General features: G+C 67.8%; 28 protein-coding genes and 1 riboswitch. Of the genes, 7 read left to right on the forward strand and 21 right to left on the reverse strand.

Features of this window, described 5'->3' with window-relative positions; translation table 11 throughout:
* The first annotated feature begins 116 nt into the window (after window positions 1-116).
* Window positions 117-1,316 (forward strand): sensor histidine kinase, encoded by a 1,200-nt coding sequence (locus RC2_RS05660; RefSeq protein ID WP_245810992.1) that lies wholly within the window; start codon window positions 117-119, stop codon window positions 1,314-1,316.
* Window positions 1,317-1,405: 89 nt separating this feature from the next.
* Window positions 1,406-2,053, forward strand: coding sequence for a response regulator transcription factor (locus tag RC2_RS05665; protein ID WP_068150572.1), 648 nt, complete (start codon window positions 1,406-1,408; stop codon window positions 2,051-2,053).
* A 105-nt stretch (window positions 2,054-2,158) separates the two neighbouring features.
* On the opposite strand, the gene RC2_RS05670 is transcribed toward RC2_RS05665, so the two are convergent.
* The 10 genes from RC2_RS05670 to RC2_RS05715 form a co-directional block, all read right to left on the reverse strand.
* A complete protein-coding gene (locus tag RC2_RS05670) occupies window positions 2,159-2,497 on the reverse strand; it encodes a hypothetical protein (RefSeq protein WP_139277292.1) in 339 nt (112 codons plus the stop codon).
* 419 nt (window positions 2,498-2,916) lie between these two features.
* On the reverse strand, window positions 2,917-3,372 hold the full coding sequence (locus RC2_RS05675) for a hypothetical protein (protein WP_068150577.1): 456 nt from the start codon (window positions 3,370-3,372) through the stop codon (window positions 2,917-2,919).
* A gap of 76 nt (window positions 3,373-3,448) precedes the next feature.
* On the reverse strand, window positions 3,449-3,892 hold the full coding sequence (locus RC2_RS05680) for a hypothetical protein (RefSeq protein WP_068150580.1): 444 nt from the start codon (window positions 3,890-3,892) through the stop codon (window positions 3,449-3,451).
* On the reverse strand, window positions 3,889-4,314 hold the full coding sequence (locus tag RC2_RS05685) for a hypothetical protein (protein ID WP_139277293.1): 426 nt from the start codon (window positions 4,312-4,314) through the stop codon (window positions 3,889-3,891). Before RC2_RS05685 ends, RC2_RS05680 begins: the two co-directional genes overlap by 4 nt.
* A gap of 5 nt (window positions 4,315-4,319) precedes the next feature.
* Entirely contained in the window at window positions 4,320-5,240 is a 921-nt protein-coding gene (locus RC2_RS05690; RefSeq protein ID WP_139277294.1) for a hypothetical protein, read from the reverse strand.
* Between the two features lie 22 nt (window positions 5,241-5,262).
* Complete coding sequence (locus RC2_RS05695) at window positions 5,263-5,553, reverse strand: hypothetical protein (protein ID WP_068150587.1); 291 nt, start codon at window positions 5,551-5,553, stop codon at window positions 5,263-5,265.
* Window positions 5,554-5,623: 70 nt separating this feature from the next.
* The gene (locus RC2_RS05700) at window positions 5,624-6,463 is read right to left on the reverse strand and encodes an SDR family oxidoreductase (RefSeq protein ID WP_068150590.1); all 840 of its coding nucleotides are present in this window, start codon (window positions 6,461-6,463) and stop codon (window positions 5,624-5,626) included.
* A gap of 25 nt (window positions 6,464-6,488) precedes the next feature.
* Window positions 6,489-7,013, reverse strand: coding sequence for a hypothetical protein (locus RC2_RS05705; protein WP_139277295.1), 525 nt, complete (start codon window positions 7,011-7,013; stop codon window positions 6,489-6,491).
* 218 nt (window positions 7,014-7,231) lie between these two features.
* Window positions 7,232-7,714: a hypothetical protein gene (locus RC2_RS05710; protein WP_139277296.1), complete on the reverse strand. Its 483-nt coding sequence runs from the start codon at window positions 7,712-7,714 to the stop codon at window positions 7,232-7,234.
* A gap of 77 nt (window positions 7,715-7,791) precedes the next feature.
* Window positions 7,792-8,751: a helix-turn-helix transcriptional regulator gene (locus RC2_RS05715; RefSeq protein WP_068150596.1), complete on the reverse strand. Its 960-nt coding sequence runs from the start codon at window positions 8,749-8,751 to the stop codon at window positions 7,792-7,794.
* Window positions 8,752-8,855: 104 nt separating this feature from the next.
* Here RC2_RS05715 and RC2_RS05720 point away from each other — a divergent pair, with 104 nt between their 5' ends.
* Window positions 8,856-9,272: a glyoxalase/bleomycin resistance/extradiol dioxygenase family protein gene (locus tag RC2_RS05720; RefSeq protein WP_068150599.1), complete on the forward strand. Its 417-nt coding sequence runs from the start codon at window positions 8,856-8,858 to the stop codon at window positions 9,270-9,272.
* Window positions 9,273-9,297: 25 nt separating this feature from the next.
* Here the strand turns inward: RC2_RS05720 and RC2_RS05725 are convergent, their stop codons facing one another.
* The 3 genes from RC2_RS05725 to RC2_RS05735 all read right to left on the reverse strand — a co-directional run bounded on the left by RC2_RS05725 (window position 9,298) and on the right by RC2_RS05735 (window position 12,867).
* The gene (locus RC2_RS05725; RefSeq protein WP_068150602.1) at window positions 9,298-11,046 is read right to left on the reverse strand and encodes a TerD family protein; all 1,749 of its coding nucleotides are present in this window, start codon (window positions 11,044-11,046) and stop codon (window positions 9,298-9,300) included.
* A gap of 130 nt (window positions 11,047-11,176) precedes the next feature.
* Window positions 11,177-11,947 carry a 3-oxoacyl-ACP reductase gene (locus tag RC2_RS05730; RefSeq protein ID WP_068150626.1) on the reverse strand — a complete coding sequence of 257 codons (771 nt, stop codon included), beginning with the start codon at window positions 11,945-11,947 and terminating at the stop codon, window positions 11,177-11,179.
* Window positions 11,938-12,030, reverse strand: a riboswitch (TPP riboswitch). Its footprint overlaps the gene before it by 10 nt.
* Window positions 12,031-12,180: 150 nt before the next feature.
* Window positions 12,181-12,867: a haloacid dehalogenase type II gene (locus RC2_RS05735; protein WP_068150604.1), complete on the reverse strand. Its 687-nt coding sequence runs from the start codon at window positions 12,865-12,867 to the stop codon at window positions 12,181-12,183.
* 110 nt (window positions 12,868-12,977) lie between these two features.
* On the opposite strand from RC2_RS05735, the gene RC2_RS05740 reads away from it, so the two are divergent.
* From RC2_RS05740 to RC2_RS05750, 3 genes are all read left to right on the forward strand, one after another.
* Window positions 12,978-13,385, forward strand: coding sequence for a DUF1801 domain-containing protein (locus RC2_RS05740; protein WP_068150630.1), 408 nt, complete (start codon window positions 12,978-12,980; stop codon window positions 13,383-13,385).
* A gap of 167 nt (window positions 13,386-13,552) precedes the next feature.
* Window positions 13,553-13,810 carry a helix-turn-helix domain-containing protein gene (locus RC2_RS05745; RefSeq protein WP_068150606.1) on the forward strand — a complete coding sequence of 86 codons (258 nt, stop codon included), beginning with the start codon at window positions 13,553-13,555 and terminating at the stop codon, window positions 13,808-13,810.
* Between the two features lie 2 nt (window positions 13,811-13,812).
* Complete coding sequence (locus RC2_RS05750; protein ID WP_371829120.1) at window positions 13,813-15,033, forward strand: type II toxin-antitoxin system HipA family toxin; 1,221 nt, start codon at window positions 13,813-13,815, stop codon at window positions 15,031-15,033.
* A gap of 50 nt (window positions 15,034-15,083) precedes the next feature.
* Here RC2_RS05750 and RC2_RS05755 read toward each other — a convergent pair whose 3' ends face one another.
* The 6 genes from RC2_RS05755 to RC2_RS05780 form a co-directional block, all read right to left on the reverse strand.
* Entirely contained in the window at window positions 15,084-15,425 is a 342-nt protein-coding gene (locus tag RC2_RS05755; protein WP_068150608.1) for a hypothetical protein, read from the reverse strand.
* Window positions 15,422-17,860, reverse strand: coding sequence for an AAA family ATPase (locus RC2_RS05760; protein WP_083529676.1), 2,439 nt, complete (start codon window positions 17,858-17,860; stop codon window positions 15,422-15,424). Before RC2_RS05760 ends, RC2_RS05755 begins: the two co-directional genes overlap by 4 nt.
* 92 nt (window positions 17,861-17,952) lie before the next feature.
* Window positions 17,953-19,059 carry an LLM class flavin-dependent oxidoreductase gene (locus RC2_RS05765; protein ID WP_072681181.1) on the reverse strand — a complete coding sequence of 369 codons (1,107 nt, stop codon included), beginning with the start codon at window positions 19,057-19,059 and terminating at the stop codon, window positions 17,953-17,955.
* An 18-nt stretch (window positions 19,060-19,077) separates the two neighbouring features.
* Window positions 19,078-20,121 carry an ABC transporter substrate-binding protein gene (locus RC2_RS05770; RefSeq protein ID WP_068147611.1) on the reverse strand — a complete coding sequence of 348 codons (1,044 nt, stop codon included), beginning with the start codon at window positions 20,119-20,121 and terminating at the stop codon, window positions 19,078-19,080.
* A gap of 34 nt (window positions 20,122-20,155) precedes the next feature.
* Complete coding sequence (locus RC2_RS05775; RefSeq protein WP_068147665.1) at window positions 20,156-20,872, reverse strand: ABC transporter ATP-binding protein; 717 nt, start codon at window positions 20,870-20,872, stop codon at window positions 20,156-20,158.
* Between the two features lie 2 nt (window positions 20,873-20,874).
* Entirely contained in the window at window positions 20,875-21,714 is an 840-nt protein-coding gene (locus tag RC2_RS05780; protein WP_068147615.1) for an ABC transporter permease, read from the reverse strand.
* A 327-nt stretch (window positions 21,715-22,041) separates the two neighbouring features.
* On the opposite strand from RC2_RS05780, the gene RC2_RS05785 reads away from it, so the two are divergent.
* Entirely contained in the window at window positions 22,042-23,013 is a 972-nt protein-coding gene (locus RC2_RS05785; RefSeq protein WP_082895462.1) for an alpha/beta hydrolase, read from the forward strand.
* Window positions 23,014-23,101: 88 nt separating this feature from the next.
* On the opposite strand, the gene fbaA is transcribed toward RC2_RS05785, so the two are convergent.
* Together fbaA and RC2_RS05795 are read right to left on the reverse strand one after the other, a co-directional pair.
* On the reverse strand, window positions 23,102-24,124 hold the full coding sequence (gene fbaA, locus RC2_RS05790) for a class II fructose-bisphosphate aldolase (RefSeq protein WP_068147618.1): 1,023 nt from the start codon (window positions 24,122-24,124) through the stop codon (window positions 23,102-23,104).
* 27 nt (window positions 24,125-24,151) lie between these two features.
* On the reverse strand, window positions 24,152-25,147 hold the full coding sequence (locus RC2_RS05795) for a LacI family DNA-binding transcriptional regulator (RefSeq protein WP_068147622.1): 996 nt from the start codon (window positions 25,145-25,147) through the stop codon (window positions 24,152-24,154).
* Window positions 25,148-25,161 lie beyond the last annotated feature (14 nt).

The raw sequence follows: 25,161 nt of genomic DNA on the forward strand, positions 1-25,161 counted from the left end.
CGCACCCGGCCCGTCCTCCACCTCGTCGAACCGGTCGACCCTTCTCGTCCTTTCGGGCGGATTCCGCGACCGAAGAACGGACGACCGTGTCGGACGATCCCCGTAACGTCGGCGACGTGACCACGACTGCAGCCACGGTTAGGCGTCGCGCCTGGACCATCGGCGCGGTGACGCTCAGCCTGTCCTGCACGATCATGACGGTGGGCTTGGCCGGCATATCCGGAACCCCCGCATGGAACGCGGGGCTGGGGTTCGTCCTCAACGTCGCGGCGGCGGTGGCGCTGGTCTGGCGGCACGACAAGCCCTGGATCGTCCTGGCCATGTCGGTTGCCGGGCCGCTGTTCTTCGCGACCGATGCCACGGCGGCGCTCATCACGTTGTACGCAGTCGGTGCCAGAGCGGCTGGTCGTCGCCTGGTCGGCGCGGCGGTGGCCGTGTACCTGGCGTGCGCAGTCTCGCTGACCTACGACGCGTCCCGACGACGTGACTATTCGGTGCTGACCCTCGGCGTGAAGCAGATCGAGGGTCAGCCCCCTCCGACCTGGTCGCTCCCGTGGTGGCTACCGCTGCTCGTCGCCGCGGTGCTCGTCGCCGTGGTCGTGGGCCTCTCGCAACTCCGCAGAACGAAGTCCGACCTCGACGTTGCGGTTCGGTCGAGGAACGAAGCAACCGCGCAGTCTCGGCGTCTGCACGAAGACATGCTGATTCAGCAGGAGCGTGCGCGCATCGCGCGCGACATGCACGACACGCTCGCAGCCGGCCTCAGCCGGATCTCGCTGCTCGCCGGCGGATTACAAGTCGGAAGTGCGGACGGACCGGAGAAGATCTCGAACACCTCGGCGCTGATCCGTGCCACTGCGCACGACTCCCTGGACGAGCTCAAACGCATCATCGGCGTTCTCCGTGGATCGGAGACCGGTGGCGCCGACGCCGGTCGGCGGAGCCTTGCGGGTATCGGCGACCTGGTCGACGCAGCGCGTTCGGCGGGATGCCGGGTGACCTTGATCCAGGACATCTACCCGGGGACCGTCGGTGACCTGACCAGTCACACCGCGTATCGCATCGTCCAAGAGGCCCTCACCAACAGCCAAAAGCACGCACCCGGTTCGCCGCTGCAGATCACTGTCAGCGGTGCCGACACCGACGGCATCAGCCTGATCGTGCGAAACCCGGCGACGTCCGGGAGTCCAGGGCCGGGATCGCGGAGCGGACTGCTCGGTCTGGCCGAACAAGCGCACACCGCCGGTGGATGGGTGCGGTGGGATGTCCACGGTGGGGAGTTCGTCCTGTCGGCATGGTTGCCCTGGTACTCGTGACCCGGCTCAGTTCGACTCGTCGTCCACGACGGAATCTCTAGATCCAATGGGTCGGCCGTGTCGGTGACGTTCGCTACGGTCGACGCATCATGGGTTCCGAAGCGCCTATTTCCGTTCTCGTTGTCGACGACGACGCCTTCGTGCGGCGAGGAATGACAGACATCTTTGCGGCGACCACGGACATCGTGGTCGTGGGATCGGTGTCCGACGGCGACGAGGTCCCAGCTGCTGTGGCGGCAACGCGCCCGCACGTGGTGCTGATGGACCTGATGATGGGACGTGTCGGTGGGCTCGACGCCACGCGGACATTGATGACGATGCCGGAGCCGCCGAAGGTCGTCGCGATGACGGCGATGGATGTCGACGACCTGGTGGTGGAAGCCGTCAAAGCCGGCGCCCACAGCTTCCTCAGCAAATCCGAGCCGCCCGAGACCTATCACCAATCGGTCCGGGCCGTGGCGGCCGGCAACACCCTCTTCTCCGAGGACTCGTTACGCCGCATCGTTCGGCACTCGCCGTCGCAGCGACCGACGGTCGCTCTGGACTCGCTGACGGATCGCGAGCGGGAAGTGCTGACCGTCATGGCGTCCGGTGCCACGAATGCCGACATCGCGCAGCGGTTGTTCATGTCGGAGACGACGGTCAAGTCCCACCTGGCGGCGGTGAATCACAAGCTCCAGGTGTCCAACCGAGTCGGAGCCGCACTCGTGGCCTTTCGGTGCGGACTGGTCGAGTAGCTCGTGAGCACGTAGTCGTTGGTCCGCGCCACGGCTGCCGACCGCGATCAATCGGGGCCGGCACCTGTCTCGATCCCCGGCGGCACGCTGACGCGACCTCGCTGTTCAGCGACGTCGCCTCGACACGGCACCGAAGCGTCGACACGCGCGCCGACGATTCTCGTCGGAGAACCCCGCGATTCCTGGTGTACCAGCCTCCTGCTTTCGCATCTGATTGTGCGACACAGCGGAGAATGCCGAATCGATACCCGCAGACGACGCGTCGAACGTGAGTGACGTGCATCGGGCGAAGCCCATCTTCGCCCCCGTCTCGACCGCGTCCATGTTGGCGCCCAGAAGGACGAAGTCCCAGCCGAACTTTGCTTCCTGCCGCTCGATGAGTCGGCGCACGTCGTCAAGCGACCATTGACGGCCAGCAACGGCATGCCCGGCCGTCAGAACCACAACGGTGACCGCCCCCGGCCGCGGCCCCCGCAGGCAGTATCGCGTGAAGCGCATCCACCGCAGTGACCCAGTTGCCCAATTCGTCGCACAACGTGGCCGGCCTGGGCGGAGGCCCCAGAAGCCTCGAGAGTCCGCCCCCGCCGAGCGATCCCGCCTCGTAGTCCATCTCGAGGTGACCCGGCCCGTAGTCCGGCTCGTCAGGGTCGTCGAGCTGCGCGAGTTCGACGATGGTCGAGCTCGATCGACGGCGCTCTGCCTGGGCGAAGCGGCTGAAGCCGCCGTACGTGGCATCGACGGTCGACGACGTCGACCCCGAGTGGTGAAGCAGAACAGAGACGAGCGAGTTCGAAAGGCCGGTCATCGTGACTCCTGGGCTGCGGCGCGTCTAGGTGCACGGAACGTAGAGGATTGGTCCGACATCACGGACGGTCGTCGGCTTCGCGCCACGGCGGCACTGTATGAGCGATGCGCAGATGCGGGACCTCGGACCAGGGGTCACCGTATTTGTCGTACGGGTCCCCGGGTTCGGACAGTCGCTCCTCCCCCAGCGCGGTCAGGTTCGCCCTGAACACTTCGGTTCGGCCGGGGACCCCTGTATCCCCGTTCAGATACCCGGCCTCCCCCTGGAACCCGTGCGCAATGCGGTGGAGCGCCTCGTCGACGGACACGTCCCACACCTCGAAACGGCCGTCGTCGGACCAGCCGCCCAGCTCGATCAACCCACGTGTTGCCAGATCTCGAACGACCTCTGCGACGTCGGCCGCAGTCGACACCCGAGGTGTAATTCGCGTGGCGAAGAAGAGAAAATCTCCCAACGACATCCAGTCCTCGGCCAGGGATGATAAGAGGAAATTCTCGAGCCGCAAATGGGTCACTGGGCAGCCCTCAGATTGTCAATTTTTGATACCCGAGCTCGATGTTCGATGCAAACCGGCGTTTCGGGGCAACTCTTCACGGTACCCACGGCGGGAAGTCCCCCTCTGCTCTGTGCGAGCGAATCGATTCCCACGGGTCGCCGTACTTCTCGTAGGGTGACCCCAATTCGTCGAGTCGACGCCGGCCCACTTCAGTGATCTCGCCGCGGAAAACCTCCGTCGTTGCCAGTTCCTCCTCATTGGCCCCGACATACCCGGCCAGCCCGTCGTAACCCTCCGCGATCCGAGCCATGGCCTCCTCCACCGGGACGCACCACGGCTCCCATGTTCCTGTGTCCTTCGACCAACCGCCAGGAATCATCCACTGCTTGCGTATGAAATCCTCGATGATCGCGGCCACGCGCTCGATCGAGCAATCTTGCGGAGTAACTTGTCTCACGGTTCCGACGAATGCGGCGAGGGGCATCCAATCGTCGTCGAGCTCGTACAGCAAGAAGTGCTCCAGACGTTGATCGATCATTCGTCGTCTCCATCCTTGCGATCGCGCGTCTCGAACGACCCCACCGTGCTCCCGTATGTCATCCCGCGGGCTTCCAGCTCCGCGAGTCGCAGTTCCCCCTTTCGGGTCAGGTTGGCTCGGACCACTTCGGTTCCCATCAACGCATTGGCGTCTGCCCCGTCATATCCCACCTCGCCGCGATAGCCCTCGGCAATCCGTCTCATCGCCTCGTCGAGACTGACGTCCCATCTCTCCCAACCGACCTCGTTGTCGGCCAGCGATCCCAGTTCGATCAAACCCGAGTCAGCGAGTTGGCGGATGAGGCCGGCAACATCGACATTCGTCATAGTCGGCCCCAGGAACTTGCGGCCGATCACGTAGAACGTGTGAAAGTCTGCCCAGTCGTCATCCAGGTCGTAGAGCAGACGGAACTCGAGACTCACGTTCATCATCGGATGTGCACCTTGATCCTTTCGGTCGGCGTCTTGATATCGATTGCGGAGCCGCCGGACTTACTTTCGGCGCGCAAGCGTATTTGCGTGCCGTCGGGTAGGACGTAACTCTCCAGAATTTTCTGGTCGGTGCCCGCGTCGACGCGCTTGGCGTCAGAGGTGATGCGGGCTAACACCTCACGCAGGTCGCCTTCATTCGCTACCTGCCGGTTGGGGGACCGGCGACCTGCTTCAGTATCGTCACGCAGCACATCCTTGACACCCTCGGCGTCCACCGGGCCGGCGTCCTCGAAGAACGTGTCCGGAATGGCCTCGCGGATCGTCTCCCACGCATCGACCCCGAACCTGTCGACCAACGCGAATGCGATTGCTCCGGCCGACAGAACCCCCGCCGCGATCATGGCACTCACGGCCGCGTCCACAGCCCACGCGAGACCGATCGCGACCGGCAAGAAGGTCCGCGCACGAGTATCGCCCAAGGTCCGCGACGCATCGTCGATCGATCGAGCGACCGCCTCGTCCGCGGCGATCAAGACCCGCAGCCGTGACGAGACCATCGCGGCGTGCACCTCGAGAGCGTCGGGTGGACCAGCCACCGACCAATCGGAACTGACCGTGCAGCCAGCTGCCTCCGCGGCCAGAACGGCGTCCAGGAGTTGCGTCCGCGCGTGGTCGAGGAGCGCCTCGCCGTCTCTGACCGCGCGTTCGAGCGCACGAGCTCCACGAGAGAGCTGCCGAGCAGCATCGACGTGCCGCTGCAGGCTGCGAACTGCGGCATCACCGGCCTCGCCGCTCCAGGAACCTCGCAGTTGGCCCAGACCGGTGTCGAAGACCGCGCCACGGAACTCCACGGAGAGCGCGACGTCGGCGATCCCGGTCGCGTCGGTCAGCATCGCCGCCGGCTCCCAGGTCGTCACGGCCTCTCTGTCGAGAAGAGCCTCAGAGACCGCCATTCGTGACCCCACCGAGTCGGGCCGCATTCGCTGAGTCCACGGCGTCGTAACCGACCGCGGATGCCGCCACCGACCGGGCCGTCGCTGTGACGCCGGCGGCTAGTGCCTTGATCGCGGACGACAGACGCTTGTCCGCCCTTGCCATCGCCGCTGCGGTGGCCGCGCCCGGCAACGCGACCGCGGCGCGCGCTGCGGGCACCGCGGTGAGTCGTTCCGCCTCGATGAGAACGGTACGACTGACGGCCTGCATGGCCTCGACGTCAACATCGACGAGCATCTCGCCTCACCCCCGAGGGGTAGGACGCAGCACGGCACCCGTCGGTTCCGCCGATCTACGCGAGCGGACATCAGCCCGCGCGCAGCACCTCGCGCAACGTCATCGCCCGCCGCCCCGTCACCCGCTCCACGTCCTCGCTCACCCGGCTCAGCTCCCCCGACGCGATGGCGGTGTACGTCGACACCCACGCGTCGTTCTGCCAGTCCGGCACGTTCCACCGTGCACGCGACGCGTACGCCTCGTCGAGCGTCTCGTCGTGGAACGTCACCGCCCGCCCCCGCACCTCGGCGATCGCGGCGGCCACCTCGGCCATGGACAACGCCTCGGGTCCGGTGAGGTCGTAGGACCTGCCGGCGTGCGACGCGGGGTCGGTCAGCACCACCGCGGCCACCCGTGCCACGTCCGCTCGGGCCACCAGCGAGACCCGACCGTCGCCGGCCGGCCCACGAATCACACCGTCCTCGCCGGCGAAGTGCTCCATCACGTCGGCGTAGAAGTTGTCACGCAGAAACGTATGGTCCATCCCCGACGCTGCGACGTGCTGTTCGGTGTGAAAGTGGTCCCGCGCCAACGTGAACGTCGCGTCCGGGGCCGCGCCGAAGAACGACGTGTACACCACGTGCGTTACCCCTGCCGCGGCCGCGGCGTCGACGAACGTTCGGTGCTCGCCGAGTCGGGTCGCACTCTCCGCCCCGGACACCATGAACAGCACGTCGACACCGCGCAATGCCCGCATCGATGCATCTGCGTCGTCGTACGAACACTGCGCGACAGCGCTGTTCGGTATCACCGGCGCCCGCCCCACGTCACGAACCAGCAATCGAATCGGCGTTCCGGAGTCCGCGAGGAGTGCCGCTACCGCACCCCCGACAGCGCCGGTGGAACCCGTGACAGCAATTGTCGGCGTCATGGGCCGAGCGTACGGCGGCGCAAGCTCAGTAGGTTTGATTCGCGTCCCGCGAGAGCACGAATGCGTTCGAGTTCGCGAGGAGGCACGAGATGCCCTCCTCTCGTGACACGCAGCTGGCGTCACCGACGGTGAGGATTTGGCCGTACTTCAACACGGGCGCGTTCTGCGCGGTGTAGATGCCCTGCGTCGTGCAAAAATGCACCGCACCAGTGGGTTCCACGCGCACGGCGTACTTGTCGTTGTCCGCGTTGCTGCACGTCGGACCGGAGTCCGGCGGCACGCTCGTCACCGCCTGACATCCGACGAACCCGGCAGTCGACCCGTTCGGGAACAGTCCGCACGACACGTTCCCGCTCGGCGAGGTCAGGAAGTACCCCTCCCCCGCCCCACCGGTGTTGCGGAACCCTGCCGGATCGACGGGCACCTCGGCGGAGCCCGGCCGGGCCGGCGTCGTCGCCGCCTCCGTCGCTGTCGACGGCGACGTCGAACCCGACGCTCCGCCGGACGCGGGCACCTCGACGGACGGACTCGACGCGGGAGGGCTCGCCACCGCTGAACTGGACGGGGCGGCCGCTGACGCGGACACCGCTGACGTCGAGTCGCTCTCGGCCCCGTTGCCACATCCCGCGAGCGCGAGGGACGCACCGGCGACAATCACGACACATCGAAACATGCGCATACAAGCCCACTTTCATGGATTCCGCGTCGACCCGGACGGCGGAGCCGTCGTGAATCCATCGTCCCGGCGCTGGACCGCGTTACGGCCGGTCAGCCCAAGACTCGGACCTCGACCGCCGGGGCGGCCACATGATGCAGCGACCCGGTGTTGACGGTGAACACCACTCGGCCCGGCTTGGTGGCGATCTCGAAGAAGTCCCCCGTCGACTCCGACGGTTGGAACGACGATCGCGTGAACGTCACCACGCGTGACGTTGCCGTTCCGCGTTCGCCCGTGTCCAGGTTGTGCCAATTCACCTGCAGCTCAACCGCACACGGCGCAGTGAAGAACGGGAAGAACGTGGTCCCGAACAGCGCTACACCGGGTCGGTAGTCGGGCGTCTGAATGCCGCTGGTCAGCTGGCCGGCGCACTGGATACCGTTGAACTCGCCCAGCGTGTAGGTGTGGCCGGGAATCATGGTGTACGGCCGGTATTCAGTGGCTGCAGCCGTTCCCGCCGATCCCCACACCATCGCGGCGATGGCGGCGACCACGGTTGCCAGTCGTACTGCGCCCGTTCGTTTCCCGTTCATGTTCATCAATCCCACCCAATTCGATGTCCAGTTGGTCTGTTTCGGACGGTAGCAAGATGTCGGCATTGGCGCTCGGGTTACGACGAGACGGTGTCGGCCAAGCGGCCGGCCATCGTCCGCATCGCGTCGACCAGCTCGGGGGGTTCGACGTCGGACAACGCGGCGTCGAACCGCAGCATCGACGCCGCCACCCCGGCCCAGGACCACGCGCCGAGCCGGACGCGGCAGCGGTCGTCGTCCAGGCTCTCGACGGCGCCGTCACCGACGAACGGCGCGACGGCCGACGCGGGCAGGGCGACCGTCGCCTCTCCTGTACACGCCCATTCGCCGGATGTGGTCCCGCGGAAATGGCGACGGACGAATTCCGCTGCGGACCCACCGGGAACGTCGCGCGCCGTGAACATCACGCCGGTGCGCATCTTGGGCCGAACGCGGTCGACGCGGAACAGACGCCAGCCGTCCCGATCGAGATCGAAACCGACCACGTACCAACGCGACCCGGCCCCGACGACGCCGTGCGGTTCCACCCGGCGGGGCGGTCCCATCGAAGAGACAAGGTCGTCGACAACGTAATCGAAGCGCACCAACTCCCGCGCCCGTACCGCCTCGCCCATCACCCGGAGGACCTCTGCATCGACGGACTGGACCGTCGTCGGCATCGAGGCGAACTCGACGGCGTCGATGCGGCGTCGTACCCGGTCGGGCATGACCCGTCGCAACGTGGCCAGGGCGCGCTCGGCGGCGTCACCGACGTCGACACCCATCGCCGGGACCATCTGCAGTGCGACCGTCAAGGCGATCACCTGCTCGTCGTCGAGCAACAGGGGCGGCACCGCGTCGCCCGCGTCGAGTCGGTACCCGCCCTCGGAGCCCCGCACCGCCGACACCGAATAGCCGAGCTCACGGAGCCGGTCGACATCGCGCCGAATGGTGCGCGGGGTGACGCCGAGGCGGTCGGCCAGCACGGTCCCCGACCACTCCCGACGCAGCTGCAGGAGCGAGAGCAAGGCGAGCATTCGCGACGACGGTTCCGACATACGTCCCACTATCGCGCACCACTAGGACAGGATTTGACCTATATCGCTGAGAACGTGGTCTGCAGCGGCCACCTAGGCCGGAACGACGACAGCAAGGACTCACCATGACCATCATCAGCGCGCTGCACGTCAACCTCCGCGGCAACGCCCGCGAGGCGCTCGAGTTCTACCAGTCGGTGTTCGGCGGCGAGCTGACGGCCTTTCCGTACGGCGACACCCCGTCGGGCCAGGGTCCGAACCAGGCCGACCAGGTGGCGTGGGGCGAAGTGAGCACGCCCGACGGGTTCCGCATCATGGCGTACGACATTCAGGACTCGCTCGAGTATCACCCCGGCGAGAACGCGTTCTACAGCGCGCTGCGCAGCCCCGATGCCGGCGTCATCACCGCGGCGTTCACTGGATTGTCTGCCGGGGCAACGGTCCTGGTGCCGCTGGGCCCGGTCGGCTTCTCACCGCTGTACGGCAAGCTGGTCGACAAGTTCGGTGTCGTGTGGATTCTGGACGTCATCCCGCAGTGGTGACCCCGGTGCACCCGGCTTCGACCGATCAGTCGTCGACCTCCACGCCGTACCGGACGGCCAACGCGCCCAAGCCGTCGTCGTAACCCTGTCCGATCGCGCGGAGGCGCCACCCGGTCCCCCGGCGGTACACCTCCGTGAGCAGCAGGGTCCGCTCCGTGGTCGCCGCATCGAGAACGGCTGTGGCAATCGATCTTTCGGGACCCGCGACCGACAGGGACACCGCACCGACGTCGCCGAACGTGTTCTCGCCGTCGACCGCGGCGGCGACCACAATGCGCTCGATGTCGTCGGGTACGAGCCCGAGGTCGAGACGCACTCCCTGCTCGCAATCGCCGTCGACCGTCAGAGCGACGGCACCATCGGAGGTTGCGGGGGCGTTGTAGAACACGAAGTCCTCGTCCTCGGACACCACGTCGTCGCGGGTGAGCAGGAACGCCACCACGTCGACCGGCAGTGTCGGACCCGACGCGTTCCATGAGGCGTCGATGGTGAATGCGGTCGTCGACGCGTCGAGGTCGATGACGGCCCCGCGTGAAAGCTGTGGCGCACCAGTCGTCTCGGACGCGCGCGGGGTCAGCGGTGACGCGGAGGGGACGTCCAGGTTCAGGGCGCGGTCGACATCCTCGGCAGCGAGAACCGTCAGACCCCGCTCGACGACGCGTGGCATTCTGGGGTCCCCGTCACCGCCGTCGAGGATCAACACCGCCGAGACGCTCGCATGGAGATTGACGGCAGGCCGCGCGCCGAGCTGTACGAGACGCGAGCGCATCACGACGGCCTCACCGTGCGTACCGCCCATCACCAGGACGCGGCGGTCTGCCCACGGACCGACGACGGGCGCCGGCTTCGGTGGAGCGACGACCACCGGTGTCCGCTCCGCCTTCGGCGTTCCCGGCCGAATTGTGCTGATCAAATCGAAGATTTGCTCCTCGGAGACCACCGGGAGCCCGTGTTCACGGGCTCGACGCACCTTGACGCTGTCCGACGACGGATCCGAACAGACCACGACACTGGTGTAGCGACTGACCGAATTCATCACGTCGAGACCAGCCGCGGTGAGTTGTTCGGCGAGTCGGAGACGCGGAACACGGGTGTCGCCACTGATGACCACGCGCATGCCCTGCACCAGGCCGACCGCTGGGTCCAACGGGCCGGGGTTCCTCCACGGGCTTGGAGTGCGCGGAATGGAGTCGGGGTAGACCGATATGCGTTCGGTGCAGGCGACCACGGGTAGCGGGAGATCGAGCGAGCGCGCCAATCGCGCACTGTGCGTGAAGATCTGGGCAAGTACGCGTGCGTCGTCGTACGCGTCGTGGGCCCGAGACTGCCGAACCTTCCACCGCCGCGCCAGCGTGGACAGCGTGTGATTCTCGAGGTCGGGCTGCAGACGACGGGACAGGGCGAGGGTGCACAGCCGGTGTTCCGTCGGCATCGTCACCTTGGCACGGAGGTGTTCACGGTGGAGGAACCCGTGATCGAAACTGGCGTTGTGCGCCACCAAGGTGCGGCCGGCGAGCAGGGTCATCAGGTGCGGCGCCACCTCGTCGAAACGCGGCGCTCCACGCAGACGCTCCCTCGTCAGACCGTGGATGTGAACAGGACCGGGATCGCACCCCGGGTCGATCAGGGTGGACAGTTCCTGACCGACTCTGCCGTCGTCGTCCAGCGTGATCGCTGCAACGCTGAGGACACGGTCCCGGTGTGCCTTCAGGCCGGACGTCTCGACGTCGACCACCACCCAACGATCGGCGCTGGCCGCCGGCGTCCTGAACATCACGCGACCACTCTCGCACGGAAACGGACCGAACCGTCGCGTTCAGCGGAACCTCCGTCAGTGCAATTCCTCGCTGGGACAGCGCTGCCAGTAGAGCCGCGCCCATCGTGTCGCAGATCGGGCCACGGCGTCAGTCCTTGACCAACCCGCCGTCCACGACGAGGTTCTGCCCGGTCACTGCCCGCGCCCAGGGGGAAGCGAAGAACAAGACGGCGTCGGCGAACTCGGCCGGCGTCGTCACCCGGCGCAGCGGGGTGCTCTCGGCGATCATGTCGAACACGGCAGAGGGGGTGGCGGCGCTGGCGTCCGTCGTTCGCAGAAGGCCGCCGGACACCATGTTGACGGTGATTCCGTCGGGACCGAGATCGGCTGAGAGCGTGCGCGTGAGTGCCAACAGAGCCGCCTTCGCAGCCGTGTAATCGTGATACGGGACGACGGGGTTCTGCACGAGATTCGTTCCGATGGTGACGATTCGACCGAACCCTGCCTCCTTCATGCCTGCCAACACGGCCTTGGTCGTGTTGAGCGCGCCGCGGACGGAACCCCTGAACTGCTGATCGAACGCGTCCCACGCGATGGTGTCCACCGAGGCGCGCGCATCACCGTCGAACACGAAGTCGACGAGAGCGTTGTTGACGACGGTCGTGACCGGTGCGTCGAAGTGGTCCCGTGCCGCCTCGATCATGTCGACGACGTCGGATTCGACGGTGACGTCGGCCCGGACAGCGAACGCCCGTTCACGTCCGAACTCGGTCACGAACGCCTGCGCCGACTCCGCGCTGCGACGGTAGTTCACGACAACGCGGGCGCCCTGGGCCAAGAACGCCCGACTGATCGACGCACCCAGGCCGCGAGCGCCACCGGTCACGAGCACCACCTGATCAGCGATCGCTGTCGCCATCTCGACATCCCTCCGCCGGCATGACCCGGTCAGGTTCGACGGGTGTGTTCTCAGCCGGCTGCCCGGCACCCCGTGTCGAGTCCATGCAACCACGGCGCGAGCGAGAGAGAGCGGCGGGCCCCGCTCCGCGATGGTGGAGACAGTCGTAGTCGGCCTACCGCAACCCGTTCGGCCGCAGCATCGCATTCATGCAACGGCGATGGACGGATCGGCGCGGTGGATCGGGGACGCCGTCACTCGCTGGTGACGCTGGGCGTCGTCAGCTTCCGGACGACGTCGTCGAGCCTGTCGGCGACGACGTCCGGGCGTGCGAACGCCGGCGTCAGCACGCCCTCCTCGCGCGAACACCACCCGGTGCGCATGCCGACCCGACCGGCGCCGTGCAGATCCCAGCTGTGGACGGCGATCATGGCCATCGACGACGCCGGCACCCCGGCCCTCTCGACGGCCAATCGATAGGGCGCGGGCGACGGCTTCCAGGCGCGGACGTCGTCGATCGACAGGACCTGCTCCACCCGGTCACGGATGCCCGCCCGATCCAGGAAACCGTCGGTCGACGACGCCGCGCCGTTGGACAGCGCGATCACCCGCGCTCCGCTCTCCAGCGCGGCGTCGACGGCGGGCACGGCGTCGGGGTGGGGTCGAGTCTCGGAGAAGCCGCCCAGGATCGACTCGACGTCGTCGTCGGACAGTGCGCCGCAGGTGTGGCTGCGCAACGCGGACGCGGCGACCTCCGCGAACGGGAGGTAGTCGCCCGCCAACGTGAGGGCCATCGCGTCGCGCAGCATGTGGCGGAACCACGGATCGAGCGAGCCGGCGAGGAGTCCGCGGGCCTGCATGCGGTCCTCCACGGGCTGTAGGTCGGCCAGGGTTCCGACCACGTCGAAGACGAAGACCTCGGGGGCGGCTGGAATGGTCATACTCGCGGCTACCCGACTGCGAGCTGTTGGAAAAGCGACGGCACGCTGGCACCCGCTCAAACAGATGCCGACGCCGTTCTCCCTCGTGTGATGATGCGTCCGTGGCCGAGATGAAGACCCAGCCGACCGATGCCAGTGTTGCCGACTTCCTTGCTGCGGCGACCCCTGCTCGCCGACGGGATGACGGCCTGCGGCTGGCCGACCTGTTCCGCGAGGTGACCGGCACCGACCCGGTCATGTGGGGACCGTCGATGGTCGGGTACGGCAGCTACCGCTACGCCTCACCGGCGAACCCGCGGACGCGTGGCATCTGGCCGCGGGTTGCGTTCTCGCCACGAAAGGCGCAGCTTTCGCTCTACGGGCTGAAGGACCTTCCCGACGGGGCTGCTCTACTCCCGTCGCTGGGTACGTACACCGAAGGAGCGGGCTGCGTGTACGTCATGTCGCTCGATCAGATCGACCTCGACGTGTTGCGGCACCTCGTCGTGATCGCGTGGGCGCGCCCGGACGAGTACTGACACCCCACGACACCGGAGCCTGCGAACGCAAGCTCAACGACGACTACTCCAACTCGGGCTACCGAGAATTCACTCCATGCTTGCGTCAGCAAGCTTAAGCCTTGAATGACAGAGATCGACGCCGTACTGTCCTTCCAACGCTTCCGAACGCAAGCACAGGGGGACCCATGGCGACACCCCGTCGATCGCGACGCCCGGACAACGGACCGCTTGCGCGCTCGTTCGTCGCTCGTCGACACCAGCTCGGATTGACTCAATCGGAACTCGCCCTGCTGGCCGGGGTCGGCCGGTCGACCGTTCAGGCTGTGGAGGGTGGCAAGGACTCCGCCCAGATCGACGGTGTCCAAGCCATTGCCGACGCGTTGGGGTGCGACCTGGTCCTCATGACGCGCGCCGGCACTGTCGTCGACGGCCGGAACCCATGACCGTGCAGGTCGACCTCCGGCACGTTGCCAGCGCCGACGTCTACAAGGGCGACGTCCTTGCCGGCACCTTGGCACGATCGGGCGACGACGTCGTGTTCTCGTACGACGACGCCTACCGAGACGACCCGAACACGGACGCCGTAGCGTGGACCATCCCGAAAACGATGACTCAGCTGAGTGCGAGTGCAGGCAGTGTGCCCCCGTTCTTCGCCGGCCTTCTCCCCGAAGGGATTCGCCTGTCCGGCATCGTCGCCGGAACGAAAACCTCCGAGGACGATCACCTCACGATCCTCCTGGCGGTCGGTTCCGACACCATCGGCGACGTTCGGGTCGTGCCGCAGGCGACCCGTCCACACCTGCGGAGCAGCACCGTCGACCCCAGTGATCGCGTCCCCGACCTTCGCGCGCTCTTCGACAAATTGTCCGGGCCCGAGTCCGTCACCGTCGATCGAGTGAGCCTGCCGGGGGTGCAGGGCAAAGTGTCGGCCCAGATGCACACGTCCCCCGTGTCGACCACGCGCGGCGCAGCGATCCTGAAACTCGCTCCTCCCAACAGGTTTCCGCACTTGGTCGAGAACGAACACTTCTTCATGGCGGTCGCCGAGACGTGCGGGGTGACCGTTCCGCGGACCCAGATGATCACCGACGACCGCGGAGTCACCGGACTGCTCGTCCAGAGATTCGACCGGGACGGAGATTCCGCGCTGGCGCAGGAAGACGCATGCCAGATCAACGCCCTGTATCCCTCGGCGAAGTATCGAATGAAGAGCGAGACGGTGTTCGACTCGTTGTCGTCCGTCGTCGAGCGCGGCGGCGGTTCCGCTCGCGCGGCCACGCTCGACTTGCTGAGACTGACCGTCTACTCGTACGCCATCGGAAACGGCGATCTGCACGGTAAGAACTACTCCGTTCGCCGACACCCTCGCGGGCACTGGGAAGTCACTCCTGCCTACGACCTTCTGTGCACGCAGCCTTACATGGGGTGGGACGACCCGATGGCCCTGACCTTCTACGGGCGCAACAACCGATGGAATCGTCGGCACGTCCTGGACGGTGCGGCCCGGCACTCCATTCCTGCCAAAGCAACGGGAAGGGTTCTCGACGACGTCGTACACGGGGTTCGTGCCGCTGTGGACGGTCTCGGCGCGATCGGCTTCGACGACAAGACAGCAGCGCGGATGGCCCGTGTCATCCGTCGGCGTTGCGACGACCTGAGTTCTTGACCGGACATGCCAACGGGCTGACCTCGGCACCTCCTACGTGAGCCGGCGCGTCACAGCAGCGTCGCAACCGCTGCACAGAGGTGACGAACCTCGGCGACGGTCGGCGACAGTTCGAAGGCGTGGTGATGGCACACGCTGCTGAGTCGGTTCCAGGCCAAAGCGGCAGCGTCGGCACGCTCCTGGGTGTCGAGAGAGCGCAGGATGACGAGTTTCGAGCGCATCGTCGCGGCGGGAACCGTTGCACCGAGACCTGCGCACCGCGAAGTGACGAGTTCCTCCAACGCCTGGCGCGCCAACACCGCCGCCAGACGGGCCGAGTGCGGCGTCGCGACACCGCTGCTGTCGAGGAGTCGCTCGGCGTGGGCGAGCGCCAGGGCCGGCTGTGTGGTCACGGGTTCAAGATTCCCTTGACCATGCTGCGCAGGTCCTTGACCGCCATCTCATCCACGACGACGTCGGTGCCATGTGTTCCGGCGTTCGCGATGCGCAACGTGGGGTGACGCTCCGTCCGCCACGACAACCATCCGTTGAGGTCACGCTCCGCGTCCCCATGTGCGGCCAGGGCGAGACGCTTGCGGGTCGAGCCGACCTCGCTCCACCGCTTCTCGGTCTCCACGCGGCCCGCGCCGGCTTTGTACTGCTCCGCGTAGAACACCTGTTGCGCAGCCGATTCGAGAGCCAACCGGAAGAGCCCCGGGCAGGCACGACGCTTGACGACGTCCGGCACGTTCTCGTCTCGAACCAGAGCGAACACGTCGTCGACGTAGCGCGTCGCGGGGTTCGACGCTTCGCTCACCGTCACCGCCGAACCGGCAGCCCTGGTGACCTCGATCAGGCGGGCATCGACGGCAAGGTGCCGGATCGCCGTGGCCAGCCGGTCGTCGTGCGAGAAGACCACCACCTGCCTAGTCGCGGCGAGCCGGGACAGCACACGTACGAACCCGTCGACCTTCGCCGGGTCCATGGCCTGGATGGGGTCGTCGAGCACGATGAAGCGGAACGGACTGGTGGGCGTGGTCGCCCGCGGAATGAACAACGCAAGCGCCAGAGCATGCAATTCGCCCTGACTCATCACGGCCAGCGCTTCGGACGGCGTGCCGTCGACCGAGCCGGTGAGCACGGCTTTTCGACGGGTGTTACTGCCCTGGAGGCTGATCGATCCGATGTCGACGTTGCTCTCCTGGCGCAGCTCGGACCAGATCTCGCGCGCTTGCGCTGCGATGGGTTCGAGGCGACGATTGCGCAACTCCGCGGCGTGGGAGGTGATCCACTTCTTCGCGGCGTCGAGGTTGTCCACGTCGGCGTCCCGCGTCCGAGCGTCGGCCTCGAGCGTGACCCACGCCCCGATACGACCGGCGACCGGAGCCCACCGGTCCTCGCGTGCCGTCAGAGCGGCAGTAGCGGCGGCGCGCACGGCGTGACCCGCCTCCACGACAGGGGGCACGGCCGACCTGAGGTGATCCGGGAGTTCCGCTGCTTTCGTCGGGACGGCGCGCGCTGCACCGACCGCGTCGCGATACGCGTTCACCACGACCGGGTCGAGACCGTCGTCGTCCACGACGTCGACGAGCTGGTCGATCAGAGCGCGAGCCGACCGACGGGCGTCGTCGAGGTCTCGTCGACGACGTTGATAGTCGGCCATCGCCTCGATCTCGTCGGCCAACGCGGTCCGCGTGCGCGTTGCCCAGGCCTCGTCGAGTTCCCCGACACCACACACCGGGCAGGGCCCGTCGCCGGATTCGTCGTGCAGCGCAAGCGCGGCCTCGACGACGTCGTGCCGCCGTGCGACGGCAGCAGACAAATCGTCAGCGCCGTCGACGGCGGCAGTGATGGCCGCCTGCAGCATCGTTGCAACCGACTCCGCTCGCGCCGGCTCGGGGACGGGCAGCTCCGCGACCGCCCGAAGACCCGAGAGTGATTGTGCTGCGGCGTTGTCGGACCCACTGGCCAGGGAGAGCAGCGCGTCGAGGTCCGGGGCTCGTTTCTTGAGCAGGGTGGCCGCCGACCGGGCGCGGTCGTCGTCGATGTCGGCGACCAACGCCTTGAGTTCACGCAGTCCGGCGGACGCGTCCGACCGTGGCACCTTCGCCGCCTTGAGTGCTCCGGCGAGACGCTTCTCGGCGTCCGTGATTTCTTCGAGGCCGAGCAGGGTGGCCAGCGCGTCGTACAACGCGGAGGGACTGTCCTCGACCAGTCCCCCGATCTCGTCGTAGGACAGGATGGGCCGGTGCAGTTCGACCGCGGCGTTCCACCCGAGGTCGTCGGTGCCGCTGCGCCGCTTGCCTTTCCCCTGCTGTGTCCAGGTGACCGCATCGGTGAGCTGCGCGTCGTCGGCCCAGTCCACCCCGACGACGGTGGGGTCGGCCCCCTCGACGGTGAGACCGACCCGAACCTCGCACGGGGTTGCCTCATGCAAATTTCGCCAGGAATCCCGCCACAGCTTGGCCTTGTTCTCCCACCGATAGCTCTTCCCCGTGACGGCGTACTCGAGCGCTTCGGCGAAGCTGGATTTCCCGGAGCCGTTGCGGCCGCTGACGATCGTGATCCCCGGCGCCGGGTGCAGGTGCAGGACGGCTTTCGGTCCGATTCCGCGGAACCCCGCGACGCTGATCGAGGTCAGGAAGGCCCCCACTGGTTCCGACGTCTCTATGTCGGACGGGGCCCTGGGTTGCGGCGTCGAGGTGCCGTCGAGAAGGCCGGCCAGGGCGTCGTCGCCCTCCAATGCCGCCATGACCAGGTACTTGGCGGCGTCCGCCAGACCGGTGTCGGCATCGATGGCTTCCAGCACATCGTCCGTCAACGGTCTGTCCATTACGGGTTCGGTCACGGACACCCCTCCACGTTCCGGTTCGAGTTCCGGACCACCGTGACACAGAGGTGCGACAAACGACCGGGATTCCGGCCCGGCGGTCCGAGCCCCTACCTCCTCGCCGGCGCTGTCACCCCACGCTGGTCGAGGATCGGCCGCACCCCCTCCGCGAAGTGGTACGCCTCTTCGAGGTGGGGATAGCCGGACAGGATGAACTCGTCGAACCCGGCGTCGTGGTACTCGCCGATGAGGTTCGCGACCTCCTCGTGCGAACCCACCAGCGCGGTGCCCGCCCCACCCCGGATGAGGCCGACCCCCGCCCACAGGTTCGGGTAGATCTCCAGCGAGTCCTTGCTGCCGCCGTGCAGGGCTGCCATGCGACGTTGCCCCTCGGACTGCGACGCCGCGTGCAGCTGGTGGGCCTTGTCGACCGCGTCGTCGGGCAGCTCGTCGAGCAGACGCTGCGCGACGCCCCACGCCTCCTCGGAGGTGTCGCGGCTGATGGTGTGCAGCCGGATGCCGTACGTCAGCTTGCGACCCTCCGCATCGGCGAGGGCACGCACCCGCTCGATCTTCGCTTTCGCGGCGGCGGGCGGCTCGCCCCACGTCAGGTAGGTCTGCACCCGCTTGGCGGCGACGGCCAGGGCGGGGTCCGACGACCCGCCGAACCAGAACTCGGGCAACGGATCCGGTGCCTCGGACACTCGCGCATCCTCGACGCGGTAGAACTCGCCGTCGTGGTCGACGGACTCCTCCGTCCAGATGCGGTGCACGAGGTCGAGGAACTCGTCGGTGCGGGCGTAGCGACGGTCGTGGTCCACCCAGTCGCCGAACCGCCGCTGCTCCGCATCGTCACCACCGGTCACGATGTTGAACAGCACCCGACCCTCCGAAAAGCGTTGCAGCGTCGCGGCTTGCTGCGCGGCGAGCGTCGGCGGAGTCAGGCCCGGCCGAAACGCGACGAGGAACTTCAGCCGCCGCGTCGCCTGCAGCAACGCGGCCGTCGTGAGCCACGCGTCCTCGCACCAGGTTCCTGTCGGCGTCAACACCCCCTCGTAGTCGAGACGGTCGGCCGCCTGCGCCACCTCGGTGAGGTAGCGGAGCGAGGGCCGTCGGAACCCGGCCGGCTCGACGCGATGGGACGACGCGTGCGACGCCCCCACGATCGAGCGGCCGTCACCGGCGGTGGGAAGGAACCAGAAGATGCGTGCGGTCACGAGTGAGAACTCCTGCGATCAGTTGGAGGTGGTCGCCGCAGCGACCGCGTCGTTGTAGCGGGTGTCGACGAAGTCGGCGAACCGGTTCCCGCCGGGGATCGCGCCGCCCTCGACGAAGGCGTCGTACAGCGTCTGCTCGTCCTCGACGACGCTGTCGTCCACCGCGATGGCCGGACGCTGGCTGCGGCCCTGCGCCAGTTCGCCGGCCTTCGGGTCGATGCCGACGGCCGCGGAGTAGGCCGCTGCCCACTCGGCCGGGTTGGCCTCGGCCCACGCCGACGCCTTGGCGAGGCGAACGACGAAGTCCTGCAACGCCGTGTTGGTCGCGGCATCGTCCAGTGCCTGCAGGGAGGCGACGCCGAAGCCGTAGCCGTTGGCGACGCCCTTCGCGGTGGTCAGGGTCTTGGATCCGTTCTGCACCTGCGCGATCGCCGTGTACGGGTCCCAGATGGCCCACGCATCGACGTCCCCGGAGGAGAACGCCGTCGACGCGTCGGCCGGCTGCAGGAAGACGAGTTGGACATCGTCGAGGGTCAGACCGGCCTTCTGCAGCTGCAGCAGGACGTGGCCGTGGGCGGACGAGCCCTTGCCGACGGCGATCTTCTTGCCCTTCAGATCCGCGAACGTCGTCGCGGTCGAGGTGGGCGGCACCAGGATCTGATCGCCACTGGCGTCGTTGGTGTACGCCGAGACGATCTTGATGCGAGCGTTGGCCGCCACGCCGAAGACCGGCGGCGTGTTGCCCGTGACGGCGAAGTCGATCTGTCCGGCGGTGGCCGCCTCCACCTGCGGCGGGCCGGACGTGAAGGTGGAGAACGCCACAGCGTACGGCGTGCCGTCCAGTTCACCGGACGCACGAAGCAGCGCCTCGGTGCCGCCCTTCTGATCACCCACATCGAGTGTGACGGTGCTCAATTGGTCGTTCGGGACCAAAGCGGGCGCGTCCGACGACGCGGACGCACTCTCCCGCGAGACGCACCCGGCGAGACCGGCCACGCTCAGGGCCAGGACGGCGACGGCAGCGACGGTCCGCGTGGAGCGCGCACGGAGGGACGACGACATGGGGGCTACTTTCGGGATCGGTGAACAGGAACGGTCAGTGCACGCCGAGCGCGCCGAGCAGGCGGCTACGGATGCGGGAGAACTCGGCGGTCCCACGGTCACGGGGACGATCGAGCGAGACGGGGACGGAGTCGATGACGGCGCCGTCCTCCAGGACCAGTACGCGGTCGGCGAGCGCGACGGCCTCGTCGACGTCGTGCGTCACCAGCAGGATGCCGAACCGGTGCCGAGACCACAGGTCGAGCAGCAGGGACTGCATCGACAGCCGGGTCAGCGCGTCGAGTGCGCCGAACGGCTCGTCGAGCAGCAGCAGTTCGGGCTCGCCGACGAGAGCGCGGGCCAACGCGGCGCGCTGCGCCTGCCCGCCGGACAGGGTGAGCGGCCAGGCGTTCAGCTTGTCCCCGAGTCCGACCTCGGCGAGCGTGGCATCGGCGGCGGTCAGCGCCGGTTCCCGCGTCACCCCGGCGGTGTTCAGCCCGTAGGAGACGTTCTGGCGCAGACTCTTCCACGGGAACAGCCGCGGTTCCTGGAACGCGACGGCGGGATGACCGGCGACGTCGCGTCGTCCGGTGTGGTCGGTGGACAGTCCGGCGAGCACCCGCAGAATCGTCGACTTGCCGGAACCGGATCGGCCGACGAGCGCGACGATCTCGCCGCGACCGACCTCGAGGTCCACCGAGCGCAACACGTGAGAGTCGCCGTACCACTTGTCTATTCCGGACAGCGTCGCCACGGACGTGGTGGTCGTCATGCTCACGCCTCCGACCGGTAGCGCAGCGACCGCTTCTCGAGAATGCGGACGATGCCGTCCGTCGCGATGCCCATCAGCGCGTAGACCACGAGACCGAAGATGATGACGTCGATACGCAGGAAGTCGCGGGCGTTGTTGATGATGTACCCGAGCCCGGACTCGGCGTTGATCTGCTCGGCGACGATGAGGGAGAGCCACGCGATCGCGAGGGACTGACGTAGTCCGACCAGCAACTGCGGGGCGATGCTCGGCGCGATGATGACGGTGAACCGCTGCCACCACGAGAAGCCCAGCACCACAGCGGTGTCGAGGAACTTGCGGTCGATCTGCCGGATGGCCGAGAACGTGTTGAGGTACAGCGGGAACGCCACACCGAGGGCGACGAGCAGGATCTTCGGTGTCTCCCCGATCCCGAACCACAGGATGAACAGCGGGATCAGTCCCAGGTGCGGCAGCGCGCGCAGCATCTGCAGGGGCGGGTCGACTGTGGCCTCGGCGAACCGCGACAGTCCCACCACCGTGCCGAGCAGGACACCGATGATGCCTCCGAGCAGAAGCCCCTGCACCACACGGGTTCCGGAGACGGCCAACGCGTGGGCCAGCTCACCGCTGATCGTGAGCTGCCAGCCGGCGTCGAGAATCAGCGACGGAGCGGGCAGCACCCGCTCGGACAGCACACCCGCGGCGCTCGCCGCCTGCCAGATCAGCAGGATCGCTACCGGCGACAGCGCACGCAACACAGTCCACCGGCGGCGCTGCCACCAGGACGGCGCACGCGTGGGTTCCGACGCCGCGGTCCCGCGCACGGTTCCGGTGGGAACCGCGTAGGACGTGACAACCATGAGTCGTGCCTTCCGATCGACCGAACACCGACCCGACGACGATCGGCGCAATCGGGAGGAAACGCCACAGTTGGAATCGCGGTGAATCGATCTCGGTCCACCTGCCTGCGTGCACGCAGGTCGCCCGAAGCGGCGGGATCCCGTCGGTTCGGGCGACTCGTGTGCAGCCAGGCAGGTCGAGAGGCAGCGGCCCGGGGCCCGATCCGCTGTCGACCACACCCGTTCGCGGTGGGGGTTCCGCAGAAAAGTCGACGTCCGCCTTGTGGTCCTGCCCCGAATCGCCGACGCCGCGCTACGCCCCGCTCGATCGCGGGTACCGACGCCACCATGCGTCCACGCCTCGTCTCCGCGCTCGGCCTCCTGCTGACCCTGCTCGCGTCGGTGCTGATCACCGCACCGTCGGCCTCGGCCGCGCCGACCGTCACCGCGTTCTCGTTCCCCGTGGAGGGCACGGACGTCTCGGCATTCCGCTACTCCGAGCCGAGCCCGACCCCGCGGCCCGTGCTCGTGATGGCGCTCGGCCTGGGCAGCACGCAGAACCGCATCCTCCCGGAGGTGGCACCCGAGTTCGTCGCCGCCGGGTACGACGTGGTGACGTTCGACTACCGCTACTGGGGTTCGAGCGCCGGCCTGCCGCGCAACCTCATCGACATCGACTCCCAGCTCGAGGACTGGCGTGCGGCCATCGCCGCCGCCCGCTCACTGCCGGGTGTCGACGGGAACGCGGTGGCGCTCTGGGGCACGTCACTGTCTGGCGGCCACGTCCTGTCGATCGGCTCGGAGAACATCCCCGGCGTCCGGGCGATCATCGCGCAGGCACCGCACGTCAACGGCATCGCCACGGTGTCGACGATCCCGGTCCCCGCCCTCGCGCAGCTGACGGCCGTCGGCACCGCCGATCTGGCGGGTTCCGCGGTCGGCGCCCAGCCGACGTACATCCCGCTCGCGTCCGAGCCGGAGACCCTCGGGCTGCTCCCCCAGCCCGGCGCGCTGGACGGTTACCAGCGGGTGCTGGGCGCGGACTTCGACAACCGTGCGACGGCCCGCACGGCGCTGCAGATTCCGTTCTACTCGCCGAACCTCGTGGCACAGACGGGCCGTGCGCCGACCTTCATCGGCACGGGGGTGGCCGACAACATCACGCCGGGATTCGCCGCACGGGAGCTGGCGAACCGTATGGTCGCAGCCGGGCGGGACTACCCCGGTGGGCACTTCGACGTCTACCCCGGCGGGGCGGCGTACCCGGAGCTCATCCGCGACGAGGTCGCGTTTCTGCAGCAGCACGTGCCGACGCCCTGACTGCTGCGCAAGCGCACACAGGTCGCCCGGGTCGGCGGGATCCCGCCGATCCGGGCGTTCCGTGTGCAGCGAGGCAGGGGGACGGGCCTCAGCGCATCGCCCGCCCCGCGGACCCGAGCATCTGCGTCGCCTCCACCACCCGCGCGGCCATGGCGTGCTCGGCGGGCTTGCCCCAGGACCGCGGGTCGTAGGCCTTCTTGTTGCCGTAGGCGCCGTCGACCTTGAGCACCTGGTCGTACTTGCTCAGCATGTGGCCGGCGATGGACCGCGTGAAGGCGTACTGGGTGTCGGTGTCGATGTTCATCTTCACGACGCCGGCTCGCACGGCCGCCGCGATGTCCTCGGCCGACGAGCCCGATCCACCGTGGAACACGAGATCGAACGGCTTGTCCCGCCCCGTCTCGGCGCCGACGACGGTCTGGATCTCGTCGAGCAACTCCGGCCGCAGGTGCACCGACTCGGGGTTGTAGACCCCGTGGACGTTGCCGAACGTCAGCGCCGTCAGGTACCGACCCCGCTCCCCCGCACCCAGCGCGGCGACAGTGGCGCGGGCGTCGTCGACGGTGGAGTACAGCTTCTCGTCGATCTCGTGGCTCACCCCGTCCTCCTCGCCGCCGATGACACCGACCTCGATCTCGAGCAGCGTGTTCGCCTCGACCGAGCGGTCCAGCAGTTCCCCTGCGATGGAGAGGTTCTCGTCGAGCGGCACGGCGGACCCGTCCCACATGTGCGACTGGTACAGCGGGTCGAGACCACGACTGCGCCGCTCGACGGAGTCGGCCAGGAGCGGGCGCACCCAGTCGTCGAGGTTCTCGGCGGGGCAGTGATCGGTGTGCAGCGCCACGGTCACCGGATAGTGCGCCGCCACCTCGTGGGCGTAGAGCGCCAACGCCTTCGAGCCGGCGAACCGGTTCTGCACGCGGTTACCCGAGAGATACAGCGCCGTCCCCACCGACACCTGGATGATGCCGTCGCTCTCCGCGTCGGCGAAGCCCTGCAGCGCGGCATTCAGCGTCTGCGAGCTGGTGACGTTGATGGACGGGTAGGCGAACCCGTTCTCCTTGGCGCGGTCGAGCATGGCGACGTACTGGTCCGGAGTCGCGATCGGCATGGGAATCCTGTTCTGGTCGAGAGTGGTTCAGCACCCGCAGGAATTGCGGTGATGAAAGCTGGTGGGCACCTGCACGCGGCGCGCCGGCCCGTCGTACCCGTCGATCCGTTCGAGCAGCATGTCGACGGCAGCGCGGCCCATGGTGCCGACGTCCTGCCCCGCGGCGGTCAGGCGCGGCTCGAACAGGTCCGACCACTCGAAGTCGTCATAGCTGACGAGCGCGACGTCGGACGGGATGTCGAGTCCCAGTGCTCGTGTGGCTTTCACGGTGCCGATGGTCATCGAGTTGTTGAGGCTGACGATGGCGGTGGGCCGATCGGGTGCGGACAACACCTCGCGCACAGCGTGTTCCGCGGCGTCGACCCGGGAATGCCCGTCGAGCACGTAGCGAGGATCGACGTCGACCCCTCGATCGGCCATGGCGCGGAGGAACCCGTCGGCCCGCTCGGTGGAGGAGGTGATGCCGGCCAGACCGCGCACCACCGCGATGCGGCGATGACCGAGGTCGAGCAGGTGATCGGTGAGCCGCACGGCGGACTCGACGTTCTCCGGAGCGACCTGGTCACAGGGGATCTCGACGCCACGGTCGATGAGGACGAACGGCGTTCCGTTGGCCTGGATCGTCGGGATGGTCTTGCGCTCGGCCTCAGCCGACGGCGCGACGATGATGCCGTCGACCTGCCGATCGAGCAGCGAGTCGACGACGCGTCGTTCCGCCGCCGGGTCGTCGTGCGAATCCCCCAGGAACATCACCAGTCCGGCGGCCGAGAGACGCTCCTCGATCGCGTGGACCAGGCTGCCGAAGTACGGGTTGGTGAGCGCGGAGATCGACAGGCCGATGGTGTGCGTGCGCCCCGCCGCGAGAGACCGCGCGACGACGTTGCGACGGTAGCCGGTCTGGGCGATCGCGGACTCGACGCGTTCACGCGTGGTCGCGTTGACCTTGCGAGTCTCGTTGAGCACGTGGGACACCGTCGACACCGACACCCCGGCGAGACGCGCGACATCGCCCATGGTGGCCATGTCAGGCCACCCCG

Source organism: Rhodococcoides corynebacterioides NBRC 14404 (assembly GCF_001894765.1).
Classification (GTDB): domain Bacteria; phylum Actinomycetota; class Actinomycetes; order Mycobacteriales; family Mycobacteriaceae; genus Rhodococcoides; species Rhodococcoides corynebacterioides.

Coding starts and splice junctions, on each gene's coding strand:
- RC2_RS05795 (WP_068147622.1), bottom strand. CDS start 25,147: ATGGCCACCATGGGCGATGTCGCGCGTCTCGCCGGGGTGTCGGTGTCG.
- RC2_RS05695 (WP_068150587.1), bottom strand. CDS start 5,553: ATGCTCGTCGATGTTGACGTCGAGGCCATGCAGGCCGTCAGTCGTACC.
- RC2_RS05730 (WP_068150626.1), bottom strand. CDS start 11,947: ATGGCGACAGCGATCGCTGATCAGGTGGTGCTCGTGACCGGTGGCGCT.
- RC2_RS05680 (WP_068150580.1), bottom strand. CDS start 3,892: ATGATCGATCAACGTCTGGAGCACTTCTTGCTGTACGAGCTCGACGAC.
- RC2_RS05725 (WP_068150602.1), bottom strand. CDS start 11,046: ATGTTCAGGACGCCGGCGGCCAGCGCCGATCGTTGGGTGGTGGTCGAC.
- RC2_RS05770 (WP_068147611.1), bottom strand. CDS start 20,121: ATGTCGTCGTCCCTCCGTGCGCGCTCCACGCGGACCGTCGCTGCCGTC.
- RC2_RS05700 (WP_068150590.1), bottom strand. CDS start 6,463: ATGACGCCGACAATTGCTGTCACGGGTTCCACCGGCGCTGTCGGGGGT.
- RC2_RS05735 (WP_068150604.1), bottom strand. CDS start 12,867: ATGACCATTCCAGCCGCCCCCGAGGTCTTCGTCTTCGACGTGGTCGGA.
- RC2_RS05780 (WP_068147615.1), bottom strand. CDS start 21,714: ATGGTTGTCACGTCCTACGCGGTTCCCACCGGAACCGTGCGCGGGACC.
- RC2_RS05775 (WP_068147665.1), bottom strand. CDS start 20,872: ATGACGACCACCACGTCCGTGGCGACGCTGTCCGGAATAGACAAGTGG.
- fbaA (WP_068147618.1), bottom strand. CDS start 24,124: ATGCCGATCGCGACTCCGGACCAGTACGTCGCCATGCTCGACCGCGCC.
- RC2_RS05785 (WP_082895462.1), top strand. CDS start 22,042: ATGCGTCCACGCCTCGTCTCCGCGCTCGGCCTCCTGCTGACCCTGCTC.
- RC2_RS05720 (WP_068150599.1), top strand. CDS start 8,856: ATGACCATCATCAGCGCGCTGCACGTCAACCTCCGCGGCAACGCCCGC.
- RC2_RS05665 (WP_068150572.1), top strand. CDS start 1,406: ATGGGTTCCGAAGCGCCTATTTCCGTTCTCGTTGTCGACGACGACGCC.
- RC2_RS05740 (WP_068150630.1), top strand. CDS start 12,978: ATGAAGACCCAGCCGACCGATGCCAGTGTTGCCGACTTCCTTGCTGCG.
- RC2_RS05710 (WP_139277296.1), bottom strand. CDS start 7,714: ATGAACGGGAAACGAACGGGCGCAGTACGACTGGCAACCGTGGTCGCC.
- RC2_RS05715 (WP_068150596.1), bottom strand. CDS start 8,751: ATGTCGGAACCGTCGTCGCGAATGCTCGCCTTGCTCTCGCTCCTGCAG.
- RC2_RS05745 (WP_068150606.1), top strand. CDS start 13,553: ATGGCGACACCCCGTCGATCGCGACGCCCGGACAACGGACCGCTTGCG.